The organism is Nocardia sputorum (assembly GCF_027924405.1).
GTDB lineage: Bacteria > Actinomycetota > Actinomycetes > Mycobacteriales > Mycobacteriaceae > Nocardia > Nocardia sputorum.
Window position 1 is genome coordinate 1,567,616 of sequence record NZ_AP026978.1, and the last position, 18,962, is coordinate 1,586,577.

General features: G+C 68.8%; 16 protein-coding genes and 2 tRNA genes. 10 read left to right on the forward strand and 8 right to left on the reverse strand.

The features are described from left to right. Positions 1-41: 41 nt before the first annotated feature. Entirely contained in the window at positions 42-596 is a 555-nt protein-coding gene (locus QMG86_RS07080) for a TetR/AcrR family transcriptional regulator (RefSeq protein ID WP_063019731.1), read from the reverse strand. Between the two features lie 144 nt (positions 597-740). Here QMG86_RS07080 and serA point away from each other — a divergent pair, with 144 nt between their 5' ends. Beyond that, positions 741-2,339 carry a phosphoglycerate dehydrogenase gene (gene serA, locus QMG86_RS07085; protein WP_281878430.1) on the forward strand — a complete coding sequence of 533 codons (1,599 nt, stop codon included), beginning with the start codon at positions 741-743 and terminating at the stop codon, positions 2,337-2,339. Between the two features lie 278 nt (positions 2,340-2,617). Continuing rightward, the gene (locus QMG86_RS07090; protein WP_281878432.1) at positions 2,618-3,625 is read left to right on the forward strand and encodes a 3-isopropylmalate dehydrogenase; all 1,008 of its coding nucleotides are present in this window, start codon (positions 2,618-2,620) and stop codon (positions 3,623-3,625) included. A 622-nt stretch (positions 3,626-4,247) separates the two neighbouring features. Here QMG86_RS07090 and QMG86_RS07095 read toward each other — a convergent pair. Beyond that, the gene (locus QMG86_RS07095; protein WP_281878433.1) at positions 4,248-5,429 is read right to left on the reverse strand and encodes an MFS transporter; all 1,182 of its coding nucleotides are present in this window, start codon (positions 5,427-5,429) and stop codon (positions 4,248-4,250) included. 204 nt (positions 5,430-5,633) lie between these two features. Here QMG86_RS07095 and QMG86_RS07100 point away from each other — a divergent pair, with 204 nt between their 5' ends. From QMG86_RS07100 to QMG86_RS07115, 4 genes are all read left to right on the forward strand, one after another. Beyond that, positions 5,634-6,407, forward strand: coding sequence for a fumarylacetoacetate hydrolase family protein (locus tag QMG86_RS07100; protein ID WP_281878435.1), 774 nt, complete (start codon positions 5,634-5,636; stop codon positions 6,405-6,407). Between the two features lie 13 nt (positions 6,408-6,420). After that, complete coding sequence (gltX, locus tag QMG86_RS07105) at positions 6,421-7,911, forward strand: glutamate--tRNA ligase (RefSeq protein WP_281878437.1); 1,491 nt, start codon at positions 6,421-6,423, stop codon at positions 7,909-7,911. A gap of 115 nt (positions 7,912-8,026) precedes the next feature. Further along, positions 8,027-8,098, forward strand: a tRNA-Gln gene (locus QMG86_RS07110). 145 nt (positions 8,099-8,243) lie between these two features. After that, positions 8,244-8,316 (forward strand) — tRNA-Glu (locus QMG86_RS07115). Between the two features lie 935 nt (positions 8,317-9,251). Here QMG86_RS07115 and QMG86_RS07120 read toward each other — a convergent pair. The 3 genes from QMG86_RS07120 to QMG86_RS07130 form a co-directional block, all read right to left on the reverse strand. Continuing rightward, entirely contained in the window at positions 9,252-9,431 is a 180-nt protein-coding gene (locus tag QMG86_RS07120; protein WP_281878438.1) for a DUF5302 domain-containing protein, read from the reverse strand. A gap of 148 nt (positions 9,432-9,579) precedes the next feature. After that, complete coding sequence (locus QMG86_RS07125) at positions 9,580-10,080, reverse strand: PPOX class F420-dependent oxidoreductase (protein WP_281878439.1); 501 nt, start codon at positions 10,078-10,080, stop codon at positions 9,580-9,582. Between the two features lie 33 nt (positions 10,081-10,113). Then, positions 10,114-10,815 carry an IclR family transcriptional regulator gene (locus QMG86_RS07130; protein ID WP_159838653.1) on the reverse strand — a complete coding sequence of 234 codons (702 nt, stop codon included), beginning with the start codon at positions 10,813-10,815 and terminating at the stop codon, positions 10,114-10,116. 155 nt (positions 10,816-10,970) lie between these two features. Between QMG86_RS07130 and leuC the strand changes: the two genes are divergently transcribed. The 3 genes from leuC to QMG86_RS07145 all read left to right on the forward strand — a co-directional run bounded on the left by leuC (position 10,971) and on the right by QMG86_RS07145 (position 13,844). Further along, positions 10,971-12,392 carry a 3-isopropylmalate dehydratase large subunit gene (leuC, locus tag QMG86_RS07135; RefSeq protein WP_281878440.1) on the forward strand — a complete coding sequence of 474 codons (1,422 nt, stop codon included), beginning with the start codon at positions 10,971-10,973 and terminating at the stop codon, positions 12,390-12,392. A 39-nt stretch (positions 12,393-12,431) separates the two neighbouring features. Continuing rightward, positions 12,432-13,040: a 3-isopropylmalate dehydratase small subunit gene (gene leuD, locus QMG86_RS07140; protein ID WP_281878441.1), complete on the forward strand. Its 609-nt coding sequence runs from the start codon at positions 12,432-12,434 to the stop codon at positions 13,038-13,040. A 156-nt stretch (positions 13,041-13,196) separates the two neighbouring features. Beyond that, positions 13,197-13,844, forward strand: a complete 648-nt coding sequence (locus QMG86_RS07145) for an HU family DNA-binding protein (RefSeq protein WP_281878442.1) — start codon at positions 13,197-13,199, stop codon at positions 13,842-13,844. 196 nt (positions 13,845-14,040) lie between these two features. On the opposite strand, the gene QMG86_RS07150 is transcribed toward QMG86_RS07145, so the two are convergent. The 3 genes from QMG86_RS07150 to cofC form a co-directional block, all read right to left on the reverse strand. Continuing rightward, positions 14,041-15,003, reverse strand: coding sequence for an NUDIX hydrolase (locus QMG86_RS07150; protein WP_281878443.1), 963 nt, complete (start codon positions 15,001-15,003; stop codon positions 14,041-14,043). Further along, the gene (locus tag QMG86_RS07155; protein WP_281878444.1) at positions 15,000-17,171 is read right to left on the reverse strand and encodes an RNA degradosome polyphosphate kinase; all 2,172 of its coding nucleotides are present in this window, start codon (positions 17,169-17,171) and stop codon (positions 15,000-15,002) included. The genes QMG86_RS07150 and QMG86_RS07155 overlap by 4 nt, the downstream gene beginning before the upstream one ends. Positions 17,172-17,242: 71 nt before the next feature. Next, the gene (gene cofC / locus QMG86_RS07160; protein WP_281878446.1) at positions 17,243-17,926 is read right to left on the reverse strand and encodes a 2-phospho-L-lactate guanylyltransferase; all 684 of its coding nucleotides are present in this window, start codon (positions 17,924-17,926) and stop codon (positions 17,243-17,245) included. Positions 17,927-17,957: 31 nt separating this feature from the next. Here cofC and QMG86_RS07165 point away from each other — a divergent pair, with 31 nt between their 5' ends. Further along, on the forward strand, positions 17,958-18,953 hold the full coding sequence (locus tag QMG86_RS07165) for an NAD(P)H-dependent glycerol-3-phosphate dehydrogenase (protein WP_281878447.1): 996 nt from the start codon (positions 17,958-17,960) through the stop codon (positions 18,951-18,953). The last annotated feature ends 9 nt before the right edge of the window (positions 18,954-18,962 follow it).

The following is an 18,962-nucleotide window of genomic DNA, read 5'->3' on the forward strand; positions in this document are numbered from 1 at the left end:
TATTTTGGTGACACGCATGAACGCCGACGCAACATCCGCGTTCAGAGCAGGGAGTGCAGTGCCCGTTCGACGCGTTCCAGGGGTTCGCGACTGCGTTGCGCCCGTGCCAGCAACAGCGCGCCCTCGACCATCGCCAGCATCGCGGCGGCCAAGTCGTCCGCGTCCTTACGACCGTCGGCGCGCAGTCGCAATCGCAACGCCTGCTCCCAAGCGGCGTACGCGGCGGCGCATTCGGCCTGGATCGGATCGTTCGCGGCAGCGACATCCAAGGCCACCGTGGCGACGGGGCAGCCCTGCTGCCAGCCCGACGCTTCGAGCCGATCGCCGAACGCGCGCAGCAGCCTGCTCGCGGCCCCGGCGGCGTCGCCGGGCTCGATCGCGTCGATCAGCGCCGCGATCTCCTTGCCCGCTTGTGCGATCGCCGCGGCGACCAATTCGTCCTTGCCGCCGGGGAAGTGGAAGTACAAAGACCCGCGCGGCGCCCCACTGGCCGCCAGGATCTGGTTGAGTCCGGCCCCGTAGTAGCCGTGCCGCTCGACCAGGGTGCGCGCGGCGTCGACGAGTTTGCCGCGAGTCTCGGTGCCTTTGACGCCCATGCCCTGACTGTAGACCGGTCTTCATATTTTTGCCAGGGCCCGCGACTGACGACGGCCGCCTACCAGGTGGTAGGCGGGCCGGAAATCGCGCGCACTAAGCTGGTCGGCGGTAATTGCCGACCCCATTCCCCAGGAGTACTCCACGTGAGCCAAGCAGGCCGTCCTGTAGTTCTGATCGCCGACAAGCTCGCCCAGTCGACCGTCGACGCGCTCGGTGACGGTGTCGAGGTCCGGTGGGTCGACGGACCGGACCGCCCGGCCCTGCTGGCCGCGGTGCCCGAGGCCGACGCGCTGCTGGTGCGGTCGGCGACCACGGTCGACGCCGAGGTCCTGGAAGCCGGGAAGAACCTGAAGATCGTCGCCCGCGCCGGCGTCGGCCTGGACAACGTCGACGTGCCCGCCGCCACCGAGCGCGGCGTCATGGTCGTGAACGCGCCCACCTCGAACATCCACACCGCCGCCGAGCACGCGGTCACCCTGCTGCTGTCGGCCGCCCGCCAGATCCCCGCCGCGGACGCCACCCTGCGTGAGCACACCTGGCAGCGCAGCAAGTTCAACGGTGTCGAGATCTTCGACAAGACCGTCGGCGTCATCGGCCTCGGCCGCATCGGCCAGCTGTTCGCCGCGCGCCTGGCCGCCTTCGAAACCAAGATCGTCGCCTACGACCCCTACGTGTCGCCCGCGCGCGCCGCGCAGCTGGGCATCGAGCTGCTGACCCTCGACGAACTGCTCGAGCGCGCCGACCTGATCTCGATCCACCTGCCGAAGACCCCGGAGACCAAGGGCCTCATCGGCAAGGAGGCCATCGCCAAGACCAAGCCGGGCGTGATCATCGTCAACGCCGCCCGCGGTGGCCTGGTCGACGAGGCCGCCCTGGCCGAGGCGATCAAGTCCGGCCACGTGCGCGCCGCGGGCCTGGACGTGTTCGAGACCGAGCCGTGCACCGACAGCCCGCTGTTCGACCTGCCGCAGGTCGTCGTCACCCCGCACCTGGGCGCGTCCACCTCCGAGGCCCAGGACCGGGCCGGCACCGACGTCGCCAAGTCGGTGCTGCTGGCCCTGGCCGGTGAATTCGTGCCCGGCGCGGTGAACGTCACCGGTGGCGCCGTCGGTGAAGAGGTCGCGCCCTGGCTGGACATCGTCCGCAAGCAGGGCGCCCTGCTCGGCGCGCTGTCCAACGAGCTGCCGGTCAGCGTCGAGGTCCAGGTGCGCGGCGAGCTGGCCGCGCAGGAGGTCGCCGTGCTGGAGCTGTCCGCGCTGCGCGGCATCTTCTCCGCGCTGGTCGAGGACCAGGTCACCTTCGTCAACGCGCCCGCGCTGGCCAAGGACCGCGGCATCACCGCCCAGGTCACCACGGCCTCGGAGAGCCCGAGCCACCGCAGCGTCGTCGACCTGCGCGCCGTGTTCGGCGACGGCAGCACCCTGAACGTCGCGGGCACGCTGACCGAGCCGCAGCTGGTGGAGAAGATCGTCAACATCAACGGCCGCAACTACGACATGCGCGCCGAGGGCCTGAACCTGGCCATCCTGAACTACGAGGACCGGCCGGGCGCGCTGGGCAAGATCGGCACCAAGCTCGGCGAGGCCGAGGTCGACATCCTGGCCGCGCAGCTGACCCAGGACGTCGACAAGGAAGGTGCCACGGTCGTGCTGCGCGTGGCCCGCGAGGTGCCCGCCGGGGTGCAGACCGCGATCGCCGAGGCCGTCGGCGCGGCCAAGGTCGTCCAGGTCGACCTGTCCTGATCCGCTCGGGGCGCACCGCCCCGGCGAACGCTGAATCGGCGCCGCGCACGAAGCATCGTGCGCGGCGCCGGTCTCTCCGTCCGTGCGCGTCCGGCGTGCGGACCGGCGCGAGCGCGCGGTGCGGCGCGCCCGCGCGCCCGGTGCTCGGCGATCCGGCCGCGCCGAGTACCGTGACGGTGCTGCGGTCACCCGGCCGGAATGTCGTGCGCACCCGGCGGTCGCGTGTGTGCCGCACGTCGTGGCGGCCGCGACCGGCAAAATCGAACGGAGCATTTCTCATGAAGCTTGCTGTCATCCCGGGCGACGGGATCGGGCCCGAGGTCATCGCCGAGGCGCTCAAGGTGCTCGACGTAGTCGTGCCCGGCGTCGAGAAGACCGAGTACGACCTCGGCGCGCGTCGCTACCACGCGACCGGCGAGATCCTGCCGGACTCGGTGCTGCCCGAGTTGAAGCAGCACGACGCGATCCTGCTCGGCGCGATCGGCGACCCGTCGGTGCCCAGCGGCGTGCTCGAACGCGGGCTGTTGCTGCGCACCCGGTTCGCGCTGGACCACCACGTGAACCTGCGGCCGTCCAAGCTGTTCCCCGGCGTGACCAGCCCACTGGCGGGCAACCCCGACATCGACTTCGTCGTCGTGCGCGAGGGCACCGAGGGCCCGTACACCGGCACCGGCGGTGCGATCCGCGTCGGCACTCCGCACGAGGTGGCCACCGAGGTCAGCACCAACACACGCTTCGGCATCGAGCGCGTGGTGCGCTATGCCTTCGCCAAGGCGCAGGCCCGCCGCAAGCACCTGACGCTGGTGCACAAGAACAACGTGCTCACCTTCGCCGGCTCGCTCTGGCAGCGCACGGTGGACGAAGTCGCGGCCGAGTTCCCCGATGTCACAACGGCTTACCAGCACATCGACGCCGCCACCATCCACATGGTCAACGACCCCGGCCGGTTCGACGTGATCGTCACCGACAACCTCTTCGGCGACATCATCACCGACCTCGCCGCCGCCGTGAGCGGTGGCATCGGCCTGGCCGCCAGCGGCAACATCGACGCGTCCGGGACGAACCCCAGCATGTTCGAGCCGGTGCACGGCAGCGCCCCCGACATCGCCGGTCAGTCCAAGGCCGACCCCACCGCCGCGATCCTCTCGGTCTCCCTGCTGCTCAATCACCTGGGCGACACCGAGGCGGCCGCGCGCATCGAGTCGGCGGTCGCCAAGGACCTCGAGTCGCGCTCCGGCGCCGCGTCGACCGTGGAAATCGGCGACCGCATCGCCGCCACTGTCTGACCGTTCCCAGGAAGGTCCCGTTCCCTGAAGGAACGGGGCCTTCTTGCATTCAGGCTCCGCACGGATGCCGCGCCTGACCGCTGTCTCGCACATCGGCGTCGTCTGGGTAGAACCATCGCGCGCAGCAGGCCCCGGCGGGACAGGACTCCGCGCGCGAGTCCGCCTGCTACCTCACTCCGGCGCGGCTCGGCCTTGTCCGCGGCCCGACTTCGGCCGCGCGACGGAGGCCCCGGTGGATCGTCGGCGCCGAGGTCGAGACTCGAACACGACCGGACCTCTGGGAACTCGGGACGGCTGCCTTTGCGGTCCGCCTACGGCTGTGCCGTCGAGTCCCGGCGGAGCGGTTGTACCGAGGCCGAGACTTGGATGTGACCGTCACTGGAGGACTTCGGAGCGGCTCGGTCGTCTGTGTTCGTGCCCTCGAGTTCCGGTGGATCGGTGGTACCGAGGTCGAGGCTCGGCAATGGCTTTCTACCGGCGACTCCGGCGCGGTTGGCCGAGTTTGTGGCTCTGCTACGGCTGCGCCGTTGAGTTCCGGAGGGACCTGATCTCCAAGGGCACCACCGTCTTGGGCCCTCCGGGCGGACTTCGGCCGGGGCAGGCGGGACTTCGGGGGGCGGGTCTAGTCGGCGTCGCGGGGGACGAGGGGAACTGCCGCGACAGCCGTGACGGCGGCCAGGAAGAAGGCGGCGGGGAAGCCGCTCGCGGTGATCAGCGCGCCGAACACCGGAGGGACGGCGGCCATGGCCAGATTCTGACCGGTGTTCTGCACGCCGAGGCCACGGCCGCTCCAGTATGGGCCGGCGATTTCGGCGACGGCGGTGAAGGCCAAACCGTTGTCGGAGACTGTGATCACGGATGCGGCGATCAGCAGCGGGATGGCGGCCCACCACCAGTGCGTCCACGCGGTCAGCGCCAGCCCCGCCATCGAGAGCACGGCGGCGACGGCGACCGTGCGCAGCGGTCCCATCCGGCTGCCGACGCGATCCGACCACGCGCCCGCGCCGATGCGGCCCAGCGCGCCGAGGATCTGCGTGACGGTCACCAGCGCGCCCGCGGCGGCCAGCGACCAGCCGATGTCGCGATGCAGCCACAGCAGCGCGAAGGTCCACACCGTGCCCTGCGGGACGACCAGCAGCACCGAGACCAGATGGATGCGCCACAGCGTGGCGTCGTCGCGATAGGGATTGGCCCGCAAGGCCGGATCGGCCTCCGACCGGGCGGGGCGCGGCGGGTCGACGATGCCGGCCAGGCAGCCCACGGCCGCCACGCCCGCCATGAGCGCGGGAACGAGAATCGCCGCGGGCACGCCATGGGCGGCGGCGACGGCCGGGATCGCCAGCGCGCCGACGCCCACGCCCAGCGGCTGCGCGGTCTGCCGGATGCCCATCGCCAGCCCGCGCTGATGGGGCGGGAACCAGCCGACGATCACGCGGCCGCTCGCGCCGTTGGTGCTGGCCGCCCCGACCCCGCCGAGGAACAGCAGCGCGCCAAGGGCCAGGTCGTTCGTCGTGGCCGCCGCGGCGCAGCCGGCCGCCAGCATCAGCAGCGGGCCGCCGACCAGCACCTTGCGTTCGCCGATCCGGTCGACCAGATAACCCCACGCGATCAGGGTGCACACCAGGCCGACGGTGGGCATGGCCACCAGCAGTCCGGCCGTCGCCAGCGCCATGCCGCGATCGGTCAGCGCGGGCAGCAGGAACGGGACACCGTGGATGAAAACCGCGCTGGACGCCTGGGCGAACACACCGAGACCGAGCATGGACCAGCGTCGAACCTCGTCGATCTGCGTCACGGTCGCCATCGGCTACTCCTCGGAATCTCATATTTTGGGAATGAATTCCCACTTTGTGAACTATTCTGCTCACGGTACACCTCCGCGGCCCCGCCGTTCGACGGCTTCGGCTGTCGAACTTCTCACAGCGCGGCGGGGGCAACGACGCGCCGGTTCGGACCACTCGGTCGGGCGCGTTCGGGCAGGTGACGGCGGGTCGATAGACTCCGGGGCATGCGTCTAGGTCGAGTTGCCAGTCCCGATGGGGTCGCCTTCGTCAGCATCGAAGGCGACGGAAGCGACAGCGTGGCCAAGGAGATCGCGGAACATCCGTTCGGCACACCGACGTTCACCGGACGGAGCTGGCCGCTGGCCGACGTGCGGCTGCTCGCGCCGATCCTGGCCAGCAAGGTGGTCTGCGTGGGCAAGAACTACGCCGCGCACGCCGCCGAGATGGGCGGTCCTGCCCCTGCCGACCCGGTGATCTTCCTCAAGCCGAACACCGCGATCGTGGGCCCGAACGCCCCGATCATCCTGCCGCCCAGTTCATCCCAGGTCGACTACGAAGGGGAGCTGGCGATCGTCATCGGCCGCCCCTGCAAGGATGTGCCCGCCGCTCGCGCGCTGGACGTGGTGCTGGGTTACACCGCCGCCAACGACGTGACCGCCCGTGACCAGCAGCGCCACGACGGTCAGTGGACCAGGGGCAAGGGCTACGACACGTTCTGCCCGCTGGGTCCGTGGATCGAAACGTCCTTGGACCCTTCGGATCTGGAGGTCGTCACCGAACTCGACGGCGAAGTCCGCCAGCGCAGCCGCACTTCGCTTCTCCTGCACGATATCCCGAAGCTCATCGAGTGGATCACCACCGTGATGACGCTGCTGCCCGGTGACGTCATCCTCACCGGCACCCCCGAGGGCGTCGGCCCGATGCGCGAGGGCCAGCAGGTCTCGGTGACCGTCGAGGGCATCGGCACCCTCACCAATCCCGTTGCCGCCAAACGCTGATCGAAAGAGAGCCATGACTGAAGTACGGGTCCGATTCTGCCCGTCACCGACCGGGACGCCGCATGTCGGCCTGATCCGGACGGCACTGTTCAACTGGGCCTACGCCCGCCACCACGGCGGCGCATTCGTCTTTCGTATCGAAGACACCGATGCCGCACGGGATTCCGAGGAATCCTACCGGGCGATTATCGATGCGCTGCGCTGGCTCGGGCTCACCTGGGACGAGGGGCCGGAGGTCGGCGGCCCTTACGAACCATATCGTCAGTCGCAGCGAAAAGATCTGCACCTGGACGTGGTTCGGCGTTTGCTGGAGGCCGGTGAGGCGTATGAATCGTTCTCCACACCGGAGGAAGTCGAGGCCCGCCATCGCGCCGCGGGACGCGATCCGAAGCTCGGTTACGACAACTACGATCGTGATCTGACGCCCGAGCAGATCGCGGCGTACCGGGCCGAGGGCCGTCCCGCCGTGATCCGGCTGCGGATGCCCGGCGAAGACCTGTCCTGGCACGATCTGGTGCGCGGCGAGACCACCTTCAAGGCGGGCAGCGTCCCGGACTTCGCGCTCACCCGTGGCACCGGCGATCCGCTGTACACGCTGGTCAACCCGGTCGACGACGCACTGATGCGGATCACCCACGTGCTGCGCGGCGAGGACCTGCTCTCCTCGACGCCGCGGCAACTCGCGCTGTACGCCGCGCTGCGCCGGATCGGGGTCACCGATTTCACGCCGGAGTTCGGTCACCTGCCGTTCGTCATGGGCCAGGGCAACAAGAAGTTGTCCAAGCGTGATCCGGAGTCCAATCTGTTCGCCCACCGCGACCGGGGCTTCATTCCTGAGGGTTTGCTGAATTATCTCGCACTCCTCGGCTGGGGGCTGTCCGAGGACCGCGACGTGTTCTCCATGGCGGAGATGGTCGAGGCCTTCGACATTTCGAAAGTAAATTCGAATCCGGCCCGTTTCGACCAGAAGAAGGCGGACGCGCTCAACGCCGAGCACATTCGATTGCTGGCGCCGGGTGATTTCGCTCACCGGCTGCGGGAGTATCTCACCGAACACGGCCTTGTCGGCGCCGAAATCGATGAGAAGGTGTTCGCCGCGGCGGCGGAACTCGTGCAGACCAGGATTGTCGTGCTGGCCGATGCCTGGGAGCTGTTGCGTTTCTTGTTCGCGCCGGCCGAGGAGTTCGCGATCGACCCCGCGGCGGGAGCCAAGAATCTCGGCTCCGACGCGACCGGGGTATTGCAAGCCGCTATTACCGCGGTGGAGCCGTTGGCCGAGTGGACCACAGAGGCGATCGAGGAAGCGCTGAAAAAGGCGCTGATCGATGATCTCGGGCTGAAACCGCGCAAAGCCTTCGCGCCGGTGCGGGTCGCGGTCACCGGATCGCATATCAGCCCGCCGCTGTACGAATCGCTGGAACTGCTCGGCCGCGACGTCACCCTGGACCGGTTGCGCTCCGCGCTGGACTGGAAGGAGACCGGCCAGGCCGCGCCGCAAGGCTGAAAATAGGGCTTTGACCAGGCGATTTGTAGTTAACCCGTAGCCGTTTGGTACTCTTCTTCTCGGCCCGGAACACGGTCTCGAGTCACCCAGACGCGAGGCTGAACGACCTGGTCATTGGGGTATGGTGTAATTGGCAACACAGCTGATTCTGGTTCAGCCATTCTAGGTTCGAGTCCTGGTACCCCAGCGGAGTGTGTTGAAAGACTTCGGTTCGCGGCCGAAATCCCTCAGCACCTGGCGATTTGGTCGCCGGGCCTCGGCCGGATAAGCTAGCCGAGCCTCCTGATCGAAAGATCACCACGGCGCTCCTCGCGACAGCGAGAAGCAGTCCTGGCCCCGTCGTCTAGCGGCCTAGGACGCCGCCCTCTCAAGGCGGTAGCGCGGGTTCGAATCCCGTCGGGGCTACACGAGTGGAAGGCCCATGCTCATGGAGCATGGGCCTTTCTCGTTTCGCAATGTCTTGTGGGGATGCAACCCCACACCCCGCCCGGAGGGCTTCGCCCCCGGACCCCCGGCGAGGGCTTCGCCCCGCCTGGATCGTGGTGGTTCCGTGCCGGGTGAGCTGCGGTTTTGGTCTCGGCTGTGGCCAGAAGGGCCGCAGTAGTTGCGCCGGTTCGGCTGGCTGCCGGTGCTGCTGACGGTCTGCCGGCCGTGTCGGATCCGTCCGGTGAGCAATCCGATGCTCGGATAGACCCGTGAACACGGTGGCAAACGGTCGCGCTACCGGCCGCCGATGCGACTCGCATGCGGCAGTGACCAGTGAGATTGTGCTCGGTGCTGTGCAAAGCGCCCTGCGGTGCCGTGCTGCGACGGGTATGGATGTCGCTGACGACGCAGCTGCGAACCGGCCGTCGCCGGATGTGCGCTGCCGCCATCTGTGCCATCCCACGGACATGGTCGGCGGCGGCATCGCACCTCGGCCGACCCCGACTCGCTCCACGGGTTGCGGCGTCCGGTGCCGGGATGCCACGCCCAGGTGTGGACGTCCTTGGTGACGCGTGCGGCCGAAGTCGTTCCGGGTCTCGCGCCCGTGGCGCGGTCCGATTCACTCGGTGGTGTGCGGTGGGATACATCGTGAGACAGCGGCGGGCGCGCCATGACGGGCCCGGGATCGACGCTGCGGCACGGAATCGTTCGATACGACATCACACCCGGCGGGTGGTCCTCGCGTACGTCGCGGTGCTCCTGGCGACAGCGTGGATGAGGCGGTGTGCTCGACGGCAGCGCTGACCCGCCGAACCCGGCGAGTCCGGGTGCCCCCTCGGCGCGTCCGGCGCAAACCGGCGCAAAAGGAAGGCCCTCCAGCGATCTTGCTGGAGGGCCTTCGCCGTCTGTGCGGACTAGCCGCTCTTGCGCCGGAATTCCCGCTTGTGGCCGACCGCGGCGTGCGCCCCGGACGCCTTCGACCGGCCGTCGAGGTGATCGGCCGCGCGGGCGTTCTGCTGGTTCTTGCGCTCCAGTGCTTCCCGGAACTTGCGCTTCACCTCGTCGGCGCCAGTGGGCTTACCCGAATCCGCCATCGCTGCTCCTCGTCGTCGCGGCCGCGCAGCGCGTCCTCGCGGGCGGCGGTGCCCAGCCGATTCCTGTCGAACACCCCGACGCTAGCCCGTGCGAGGTGGTTGTGTCAGTTGGATTTCGGGCGCGTCGCGCGGCCCGATCGCGCTCGGGTCAGTCCAGCGCCTGCGCGGTACTGCCGCCGAGGGGCATCGCGGGGAGACCGAGCTTGCGGTGATCCCAGCTGCGGATGCGCTCGGGCACCACGCGGACGGCGACCCGCTTGTTCAGCATGGCCTCCACCATCGGCCGCACCTCCTCGCTGTAGGGACCGGTGTAGCGTTCCCACACGCTCACGCCGACTGCGAAGAGTTTCCCGGCGTCTTCGACGATCACGGCGCGGCCCTCGATCGAGACGCCCCGGAGCTGGTCGTAGGTGTCGCCCGCCTCGACCATGCAGGTGACCCGGGGATCGCGGCGCAGGTTCACCGCCTTCTGCGATTTGGCCTTGGTCTCGAACCAGATCTCCCCGTCGATGAGCGCGTACCACATCGCGGTCAGGTGCGGCGTGCCCTTCGGGCCGATGGTCGCCAGCGTCGCGATCCGGCTGCGCTGCAGGAACTCGGTGATCTCGGTGTCGGACATCACGATCTGTGCCCGTTGGTTGACTCCCATGGGCCAACTGTAGAGAGTCCGGACTGAAACGTGTTACAGGCGCTTGTGCAGGGCCTCGGCCGCCGCGACCAGATCCGCCGCCCACCGGGCGCCCGGCCTGCGGCCCATCCGATCGATCGGCCCGGACACCGAGACGGCCGCGACCACGCTGCCCCCGGCGTCGCGCACCGGCGCGGACACGCTGGCCACGCCGGCCGCGCGCTCGGCCGCGCTCTGCGCCCACCCGCGCTTGCGCACCTCGGCGAGCGCGCGCTCGCCGAACACCGCGTCGGCCAGGATGGTGCGCTGCAGCTCCGGGTCGGCCCACGCCAGCAGCACTTTCGCAGCCGATCCCGCGGTGAGCGGAAGCCGCGCGCCGATCGGCACGGTGTCGCGCAGTCCGACGGGGGGTTCCAGCGCCGCGACGCAGACGCGGGCGTTGCCGTCGCGGCAGTAGAGCTGGACGCTCTCCCCGGTGATCTCGCGCAGCCGGGGCAGAATGGCCGACGCGGCCTCGAGCAGCGGATCGCTGGCGCTGGTCGCGAGCTCGGCGAGGGCCGGGCCCGGCCGCCAGGTGCCGTTGCTGTCGCGAGCGAGCAGGCGGTGCACTTCCAAGCCGACGGCGAGCCGGTGCGCGGTGGCGCGCGGCAGCCCGGTGCGCGCGCACAGCTCGTTGAGACCCGACGGATGCTCGGCTACGGCGTACAGGACCGCCACTGCTTTGTCGAGAACGCCGATGCCGCTATGCTGTCTCATAGAACGATACTAGCGTCTCGGATGTTGAGAAATCCACCTTCACGGATTCCGCCCCTCAGCGTCCGTACCAGGCGCAGCTATCCCAACTTGTGCAACCGTCGCCGCGTCGGAGTCCAGATCGCGGAACGGCTGCTTCGTCCGAAAGGTGATCAACCATGGCCGAACCGCGCACGCTGGCCGAGAAGGTGTGGGACCAGCACGTCGTCGCTCGCGGGGAGGGCGAGGGTGCCTCGCGCGAACCGGACCTGATCTACATCGACCTGCATCTCGTCCACGAGGTGACCAGCCCGCAGGCCTTCGACGGCCTGCGCGCCGCGGGCCGGCCGGTGCGACGGCCGGATCTCACGATCGCGACCGAGGACCACAACGTCCCGACCGTCGATATCGACAAGCCGATCGCCGACCCGGTTTCGCGCACCCAGGTGGAGACGCTGCGGCGCAACTGCGCGGAATTCGGTGTGCGGCTGCACCCGATGGGCGACCTCGACCAGGGCATCGTGCACGTGGTCGGGCCGCAGCTCGGCTTGACCCAGCCGGGCATGACCGTGGTCTGCGGCGACAGCCACACCTCGACGCACGGCGCGTTCGGCGCGCTGGCGATGGGCATCGGCACCTCCGAGGTCGAGCATGTGCTTGCCACCCAGACCCTCTCGCTGCGGCCGTTCAAGACGATGGCGATCACCGTGGACGGCGCCATGCCCGCGGGCGTGACGAGCAAGGACCTGATCCTGGCCGTCATCGCGAAGATCGGCACCGGCGGGGGCCAGGGCTACGTCCTGGAGTACCGCGGGGAGGCCATCCGGGCCATGTCGATGGAGGCCCGAATGACGATCTGCAACATGTCCATCGAGGCGGGCGCGCGGGCCGGGATGATCGCGCCGGACGAGACGACCTACGAATTCCTCAAAGGACGGCCGCACGCGCCGCAGGGAGCCGACTGGGACGCCGCGGTGGCGGCCTGGGAGGCGCTGAAGACCGACGAGGGCGCCGTTTTCGACGCCGAGGTGCACATCGACGCGTCCCAGCTGACTCCGTTCGTCACCTGGGGCACCAACCCGGGTCAGGGCGCCCCGCTGGGTGAGGCGGTGCCCGACCCCGCCGCCTTCGCCGACGAGGTGGCCCGCGAGTCCGCGGAGAAAGCTCTGCGTTACATGGACTTGGAGCCGGGTACTCCGCTTCGACAAGTACCGATCGACACCGTATTCGTCGGTTCGTGCACCAACGGACGCATTGAGGATTTGCGTGCGGTGGCCGGGATTTTGAAGGGACGTCATGTCGCCGACGGCGTGCGAATGTTGGTTGTACCGGGGTCGATGCGGGTTCGCGCCCAGGCGGAAAAAGAAGGACTCGGCGAGATTTTCACCGCGGCGGGCGCCGAATGGCGGCAGGCGGGCTGCTCAATGTGCCTGGGAATGAATCCGGACCAGCTCGAGCCCGGCCAGCGTTGCGCGTCCACCTCGAACCGCAACTTCGAGGGCAGGCAGGGCAAAGGCGGCCGTACGCACCTCGTTTCTCCCCTCGTAGCGGCCGCGACGGCGGTCCGCGGAACACTGTCGTCGCCTGCGGATCTGGACTGACCGGCCCCGATTCCCTCAAACAAACCCAGGAGATTCGTAATGGAAGCCTTCACCGTGCACAAGGGCATCGGGGTGCCGCTGCGCCGCTCCAATGTCGATACCGATCAGATCATCCCGGCGGTCTACCTCAAGCGGGTCACCCGGACCGGATTCGAGGACGGGTTGTTCGCCGCATGGCGGACCGATCCCGACTTCATTCTGAACATCGCGCCTTACAACAGGGGTAGTGTGCTGGTGGCGGGCCCGGATTTCGGTACCGGATCGTCGCGTGAGCACGCTGTTTGGGCGCTGTCTGACTACGGCTTTCGGGTGGTCATCTCATCCCGGTTCGCCGACATCTTCCGCGGCAATGCGGGCAAGGGTGGTCTGCTCGCCGCTCAGATGTCACAGAACGATGTCGAAATGCTCTGGAAGTTGCTCGAGGAACAGCCCGGCTTGGAATTGGTTGTGGACCTCGAGGCGCGCACGGTGACGGCCGGAACCGTCGTGTTGCCGTTCGATATTGATGACTACACCAGGTGGCGTCTGCTGGAGGGATTGGATGACATCGGGCTGACGCTGCGCCGGGAGGACACGATCGCCCGGTTCGAAAAGGCAAGGCCAACATGGAAACCGACGACCCTGCCGGTACATATTTCGCAGACGTAATCACCCTCGCCGGTTAGCTGGACGGCCGGAGTTGTGGTAGCTGGACGTGTGCTAAACCACATGAATTTTGGCGTGGCACATAGACTCTTGCCCAAAGTGGGTTTACCGTGGTACCTAGTCGGTCCGACGACGGGCCATTAGTCTGCGGAGGATTCAATGAACAAGGCGGAACTGATCGACGTTCTGACCGAAAAGTTGGGTACGGACAGGCGCACGGCCACCGCGGCAGTCGAGCATGTGGTCGACACCATCGTGCGCGCGGTGCACAAGGGTCAGAGCGTCACAATCACCGGATTCGGTGTGTTCGAACAGCGTAAGCGGGCGGCTCGCGTCGCCCGGAACCCGCGTACCGGCGAAACCGTGAAGGTCAAGCCCACTTCGGTACCCGCGTTCCGTCCCGGCGCTCAGTTCAAGGCGGTGATCGCGGGCAAGCAGAAACTGGCCGCGACCGGGCCCGCTGTGAAGCGCGGGGTGAATGCGCCGGTGGCCGCGAAGAAGGCGGCGGCGAAGAAGACGGCGGCCAAGAAGACCGCCGCCAAGAAATCGACGCCGACCAAGGCGCCCGCCAAGACCACGGCCAAGAAGGCCGCCGCCAAGGCCCCGGCGAAGACCACCGCGCGCAAGACGACCGCTACGAAGACCGCTGCGAAGAAGGCGCCCGCGAAGAAGACCGCGGTCGCGAAGAAGGCTCCGGCCAAGAAGACGGCCACCAAGGCCACGGCGGCCAAGAAGACCACCGCCGCCAAGAAGACCCCTGCGAAGAAGACCGCGGCCAAGAAGGCCCCGGCTCGTGGAACCCGCTGATCTCGAGCCACCGCCGGATCGGCGCTGAATGCGCGGCCCCACGACTGGGCCCATTCGCCTCAACGTCGAGACGGCCCCGGGAGACACCCGGGGCCGTTTTCGGCTGTCCGCCTACCGTGCTGTCACCCTCGCGGCGCGCCGTGGTGGTCGACCGGCGCCCGCCGACCCGCGCGGTGACGACGGAGTTGCCGCCGGATCAGGACTGCCCGTCGTAGGCTGACAGCGATCGATCCAGATGGTCGGCGGCCACCAAGCGATGGCCGACGAACGACAGCACCCACACACTGCCCTTGCGATTGCGCGCCGACGGCAGCGCGAGTCCGTCGCGTTCGGCCAGCCGGCCCAGCAGATCCGGGATCACCTTGCCCTGACTGCAGACGACGCGAACCGCCTTGTCCGACACCAGGGCTCGAAACCGTTCCCCGGCCTCGTCCGGGCGCTCGGCGTACCCGTCTTCGGAAAACAATGCCTCCTCGGCGATTTCGACGCCGAGCTTGTCCGCTATCGGCGCGACGGTCTGGACGCAGCGCAGTGGAGGGGCCGAATAGACCTGAGATGCGCCGAATGCCAAGAGATTCGGCGTGAGCGCCCGCGCCTGCGTCTCACCATCGCGGTCGAGCGGGCGCTGGTCATCGGGACCGTTGAAGCGGTCCCGACGGCCGGCTTTGGCATGCCGGACCAACAGCAGGGTGTCGGTGCGCGCGGGCAATCGGGTGAAGGCGCGCACCACCTGCCGGTCCATCGGATACGACAACTGGTCCATCACCCGGTCCAGCGGGTGCCAGCTGAGCACGTCCACCTCGGAGTTGGCCGTGAACTCCCCGCTGATCAATTCCGCGGCCCAGTAGTCGACCCGCTTGAGCTTGCGATGGCCCGGAATCGGGTAGGTCACGTGTCCGAGGTAGCGGCCGAGCCTGCACTCGAGCCCGGTCTCCTCGCGGACTTCACGGACCGCGGCCAGCACCGGGGTCTCACCCGGGTCGAGCTTGCCCTTCGGCAGCGACCAATCCTCGTACTTGGGGCGGTGCACGATCGCGATCTCGATCGCCCCGGTGGACGACTCACGCCACAGCACCGCTCCGGCGGCGTAGATGTTGGCGGTGACGCGGGGATCCCAGAACGGGCCCCCCTCCTGTTCGAACCCCGTGGTGGCGTTCACTGCTGATCTGGCCTCCGCAGCCGCATCAAGAACTCCTGATGGTCTCTGATCTTGTCCCCATCGCCGGACGTCCCCGGCGACGCCCGCCAGGTGCCGTCCGGTTGCAGCACCCAGCAGCGTGTGGTCGGCGAGAGGGCCGATTCGAACACTTCGCAGAGTTGTTCGGTCAACCGCGGGTCCTTCACCTGCGCCATCACCTCGACCCGGCGGTCCAGGTTGCGGTGCATCATGTCGGCGCTGCCGATCCAGTACTCGTCCTGCGCCTGGAAGTGCAGGATGCGGGAATGCTCCAGGAACCGGCCGAGGATGGAACGGACCTCGATGTTCTCGCTCATGCCCAGCACGCCGGGGCGCAGACCGCAGATCCCGCGCACCACGATCTGCACCGGCACGCCCGCCTGCGAGGCCCGGTACAGCGCGTCGATGATCTCCTCGTCGACGATCGCATTGGCCTTCAGCCGGATTCGGGCGTCCTCGCCCCGGCCCGCCAGCTCGGTCTCGCGCTGGATGCGCTCGATGATGCCGGAGCGCACGCTGTGCGGTGCGACGAGCAGGTTGCGGTAGTTCTCCTTGCGCGAGTAACCGGTCAGCGAATTGAACAGGTCGGTCAGGTCGGCGCCTATTTCCGGTGCCGCGGTGAGCAACCCGACGTCCTCGTAGAGGCGTGCGGTCTTCGGGTTGTAGTTGCCGGTCCCGATGTGGCAGTAGCGGCGGATGGTCGCGCCCTCACGACGCACCACCAGGCAGGTCTTGCAGTGCGTCTTCAGGCCGATGAGGCCGTACACCACGTGCACGCCGGCCTGTTCCAGCGCGCGGGCCCACTTGATATTGGCCTGCTCGTCGAAGCGCGCCTTGATCTCCACCAGGGCGACCACCTGCTTGCCCGCCTCGGCGGCGTCGATGAGCGCGTTGACGATGGGGGAATCGCCGGAGGTGCGGTAGAGCGTCTGCTTGATGGCCAGCACCTGCGGGTCGGCGGCGGCCTGTTCGATGAACCGCTGCACGCTGGTGGAGAAGGAATCGTACGGATGGTGCACGAGCACGTCGCCCTCGCGCAGCGCGGCGAAGACGTTGCGTGGCGTCTCGCGCTCGCCGAACGCGGGCGGGGTCGCGGGGACGTACGGGGTGTCCTTGAGATTCGGCCGGTCCACCCCGTACACCTGCCAGAGGCAGGACAGGTCGAGCAGGCCGGGCACCTGGATGACATCGCCGGGGTCGACGTCCAGCTCCCGCAGGAGTAGATCGAGCATGTGCTCGGTCATGTCGTCGGACACCTCCAGCCGCACCGGCGAACCGAACCGCCGCCGGGCCAGCTCCCGCTCCAGGGCCTGGAGCAAGTCCTCGTCGCGATCCTCGTCGACCTCGAAGTCCGCGTTGCGGGTGATCCGGAACGAGTGGTGCTCGACCACATCCATGCCGGGGAACAGCAGATCCAGGTGCGCGGCGATGAGCGCTTCCATCGGCAGGAAAGCGGCGATCGGGGAGCCGGATTCGGTGCGGCGCACGCGGACGAACCGGTCGACGTTGTCGGGCACCTTGACGCGGGCGAAGTGCTCGCCGCCGGTAGCGGAATCCTTCACCGTCACCGCGAGGTTGAGACTCAGTCCGCTGATGTAGGGGAAGGGGTGCGCCGGATCCACCGCGAGCGGGGTGAGTACCGGGAACACCTGGTCCTGGAAGTAGCCCGAAAGACGCTCGCGTTCGCCCTCGTCCAGGTCGCTCCAGTCGATGATCGCGATGCCCTCGGCCGTCAGCGCGGGCAGCACGCTGTCGAGGAAGACGCGGGCATGCCGCACCGCGATCTCCTGCGTGCGCGCGGCGATCAGTTCCAGCTGTTCGCCGGGAGAGCGGCCGTCGGCCGAGCGGACCAGCAACCCGGTCTCGGCGCGGCGTTTCAGCCCCGCCACCCGCACCATGTAGAACTCGTCCAGGTTCGAGGCGAAGATCGCCAGGAACTTCGCGCGCTCCAGCAACGGCAGCGACGCGTCCTCGGCGAGGGCGAGCACGCGGGCGTTGAAGTCCAGCCAGCTCAATTCACGATTGAGGTAGCGATCACGTGGCAACCGCGCCCCCTGCGAGTCGGCGGACACGGGTGTCGCCGCCGGGGGTGGCGTGGGAAGCAACGGCTGCTGCTTGACGGTTTCCGTATCGCTCACGCCAACGATCATCCCTTACCGGACAGGCCACGCGCATCCCGCGAGCGTGATCGCCCTGTGTCTCACGCCACCATGGCGACCGGCTAGCACACGTGTGGAACGTGTTCGTGAACGCCGCTCGGCCATCCGATGTCGTGCAGGACAGCACGCGTCGCGTTCCCGGCCCCGAGGGCCACCGCGCGGTCCAAGTCGGCGGGGGTGTCGACGTCCAGGCGCAGGCCCGGCCAGTCCCCGGTGAGGTCGACCGCGCCCGCGTCGATATGGCTGCGTGCCGACCCGGGGCCGAAGCGGGGATCGAGCGCTGCGACCGGGTCGCGGACCACCAGCGCGGCGGTGCCGCTGCCCTCGTGATCAATGACTATCGAGCGCAGCCCGCGCGGGGCGGCGGCGAGCATGTCCGACAGCTCTTCCGGGCGCAGGGCGGGCAGATCGGCTTGCAGTGCGAGCAGATCGATCGGGCCGTGCGCACCGCGCAAGGCGGCGGCGGTGGCGGCCAGCGCGGTGTTCAGCCCCTCGGCCTGCGACTGGCGCGGTTCCGGATGGACCTCGGCGCCGAGCGCGCGGGCCATTTCCGCGACGGCGGGGTCGGGCGTGACCACGGTGACCGACACGACTTCGCCGACCGCCGCGGTGGCGGTCACGGTGTCGGCGAGCATGGCCAGCACCAGCCGGGCCCGGTGCTCCGGGCGCAGCCGGTCGGCCAGTCGGCTCTTGGCCCGATCGAGGCTCTTGACCGCGATCACGGCATGCACGGCGTGCGGGCGCATGCGAGCAATCCTTCCATGGCATATTGGGCTGATGACGAGGGCGGCAGTGCTGGGCGCGGGATCGTGGGGCACCGCGTTCGCGAAGGTGTTGGCGGACGCGGGAACCGAGGTCACGATCTGGGCCCGGCGGCCCGAGGTCGCCGCGACGCTGGCCTCCGAACATCGCAATCCCGATTACCTGTCGGATATTCCGCTGCCACCGATCGCGGCGACCCCCGACCCGGCGGTGGCGCTGGACGGAGCGGACATCGTCGTGCTGGCGGTGCCGTCGCAGTCGCTGCGCGCGAACCTCGCGGAGTGGAAGGGGCTGATCCCGGACGACGCCACCTTGCTGAGTCTGGCGAAGGGCATCGAGACCGGGACGTTGCTGCGGATGAGCCAGGTGATCGAGGAGGTCACCGGTGCCGACCCGAGCCGGGTCGCGGTGCTGTCCGGACCGAACCTGGCGCGCGAGATCGCGCTGTGCCAGCCGGCCGCGACCGTGGTCGCCTGCTCCGACGAAGACCGCGCGGTCGCGGTGCAGCACGCTTGCGCGACCGGATACTTCCGGCCCTACACCAACACCGACGTGGTGGGCTGCGAGATCGGCGGCGCGTGCAAGAACGTCATCGCGCTGGCCTGCGGCATCGCGTCGGGAATGGGCCTCGGCGACAATTCGATCGCCAGCTTGATCACCCGCGGCCTGGCCGAGATCATCCGGCTCGGGGTGGCCCTGGGCGCGGAACCGGTCACGCTGGCCGGCCTGGCCGGGGTCGGGGACCTGGTCGCCACCTGCGCGTCACCGCTGTCGCGCAACCGGTCGTTCGGTCACGTGCTCGGCGCGGGCGGATCCATGGAGGCCGCCCAGTCGGCCACTCATGGCCAAGTCGCGGAGGGTGTGAAGTCCTGCACATCGGTGCGCGCGCTGGCCGAGCGGCACGGCGTCGAGATGCCGCTGACCACCTCCGTGCACCAGGTCTGTCACGAAGGGCTCTCCGTGCGCGAAGCCGTCGGCAACCTGCTCGGGCGGCGGATGAAGCCGGAGTGATCCGGGCCG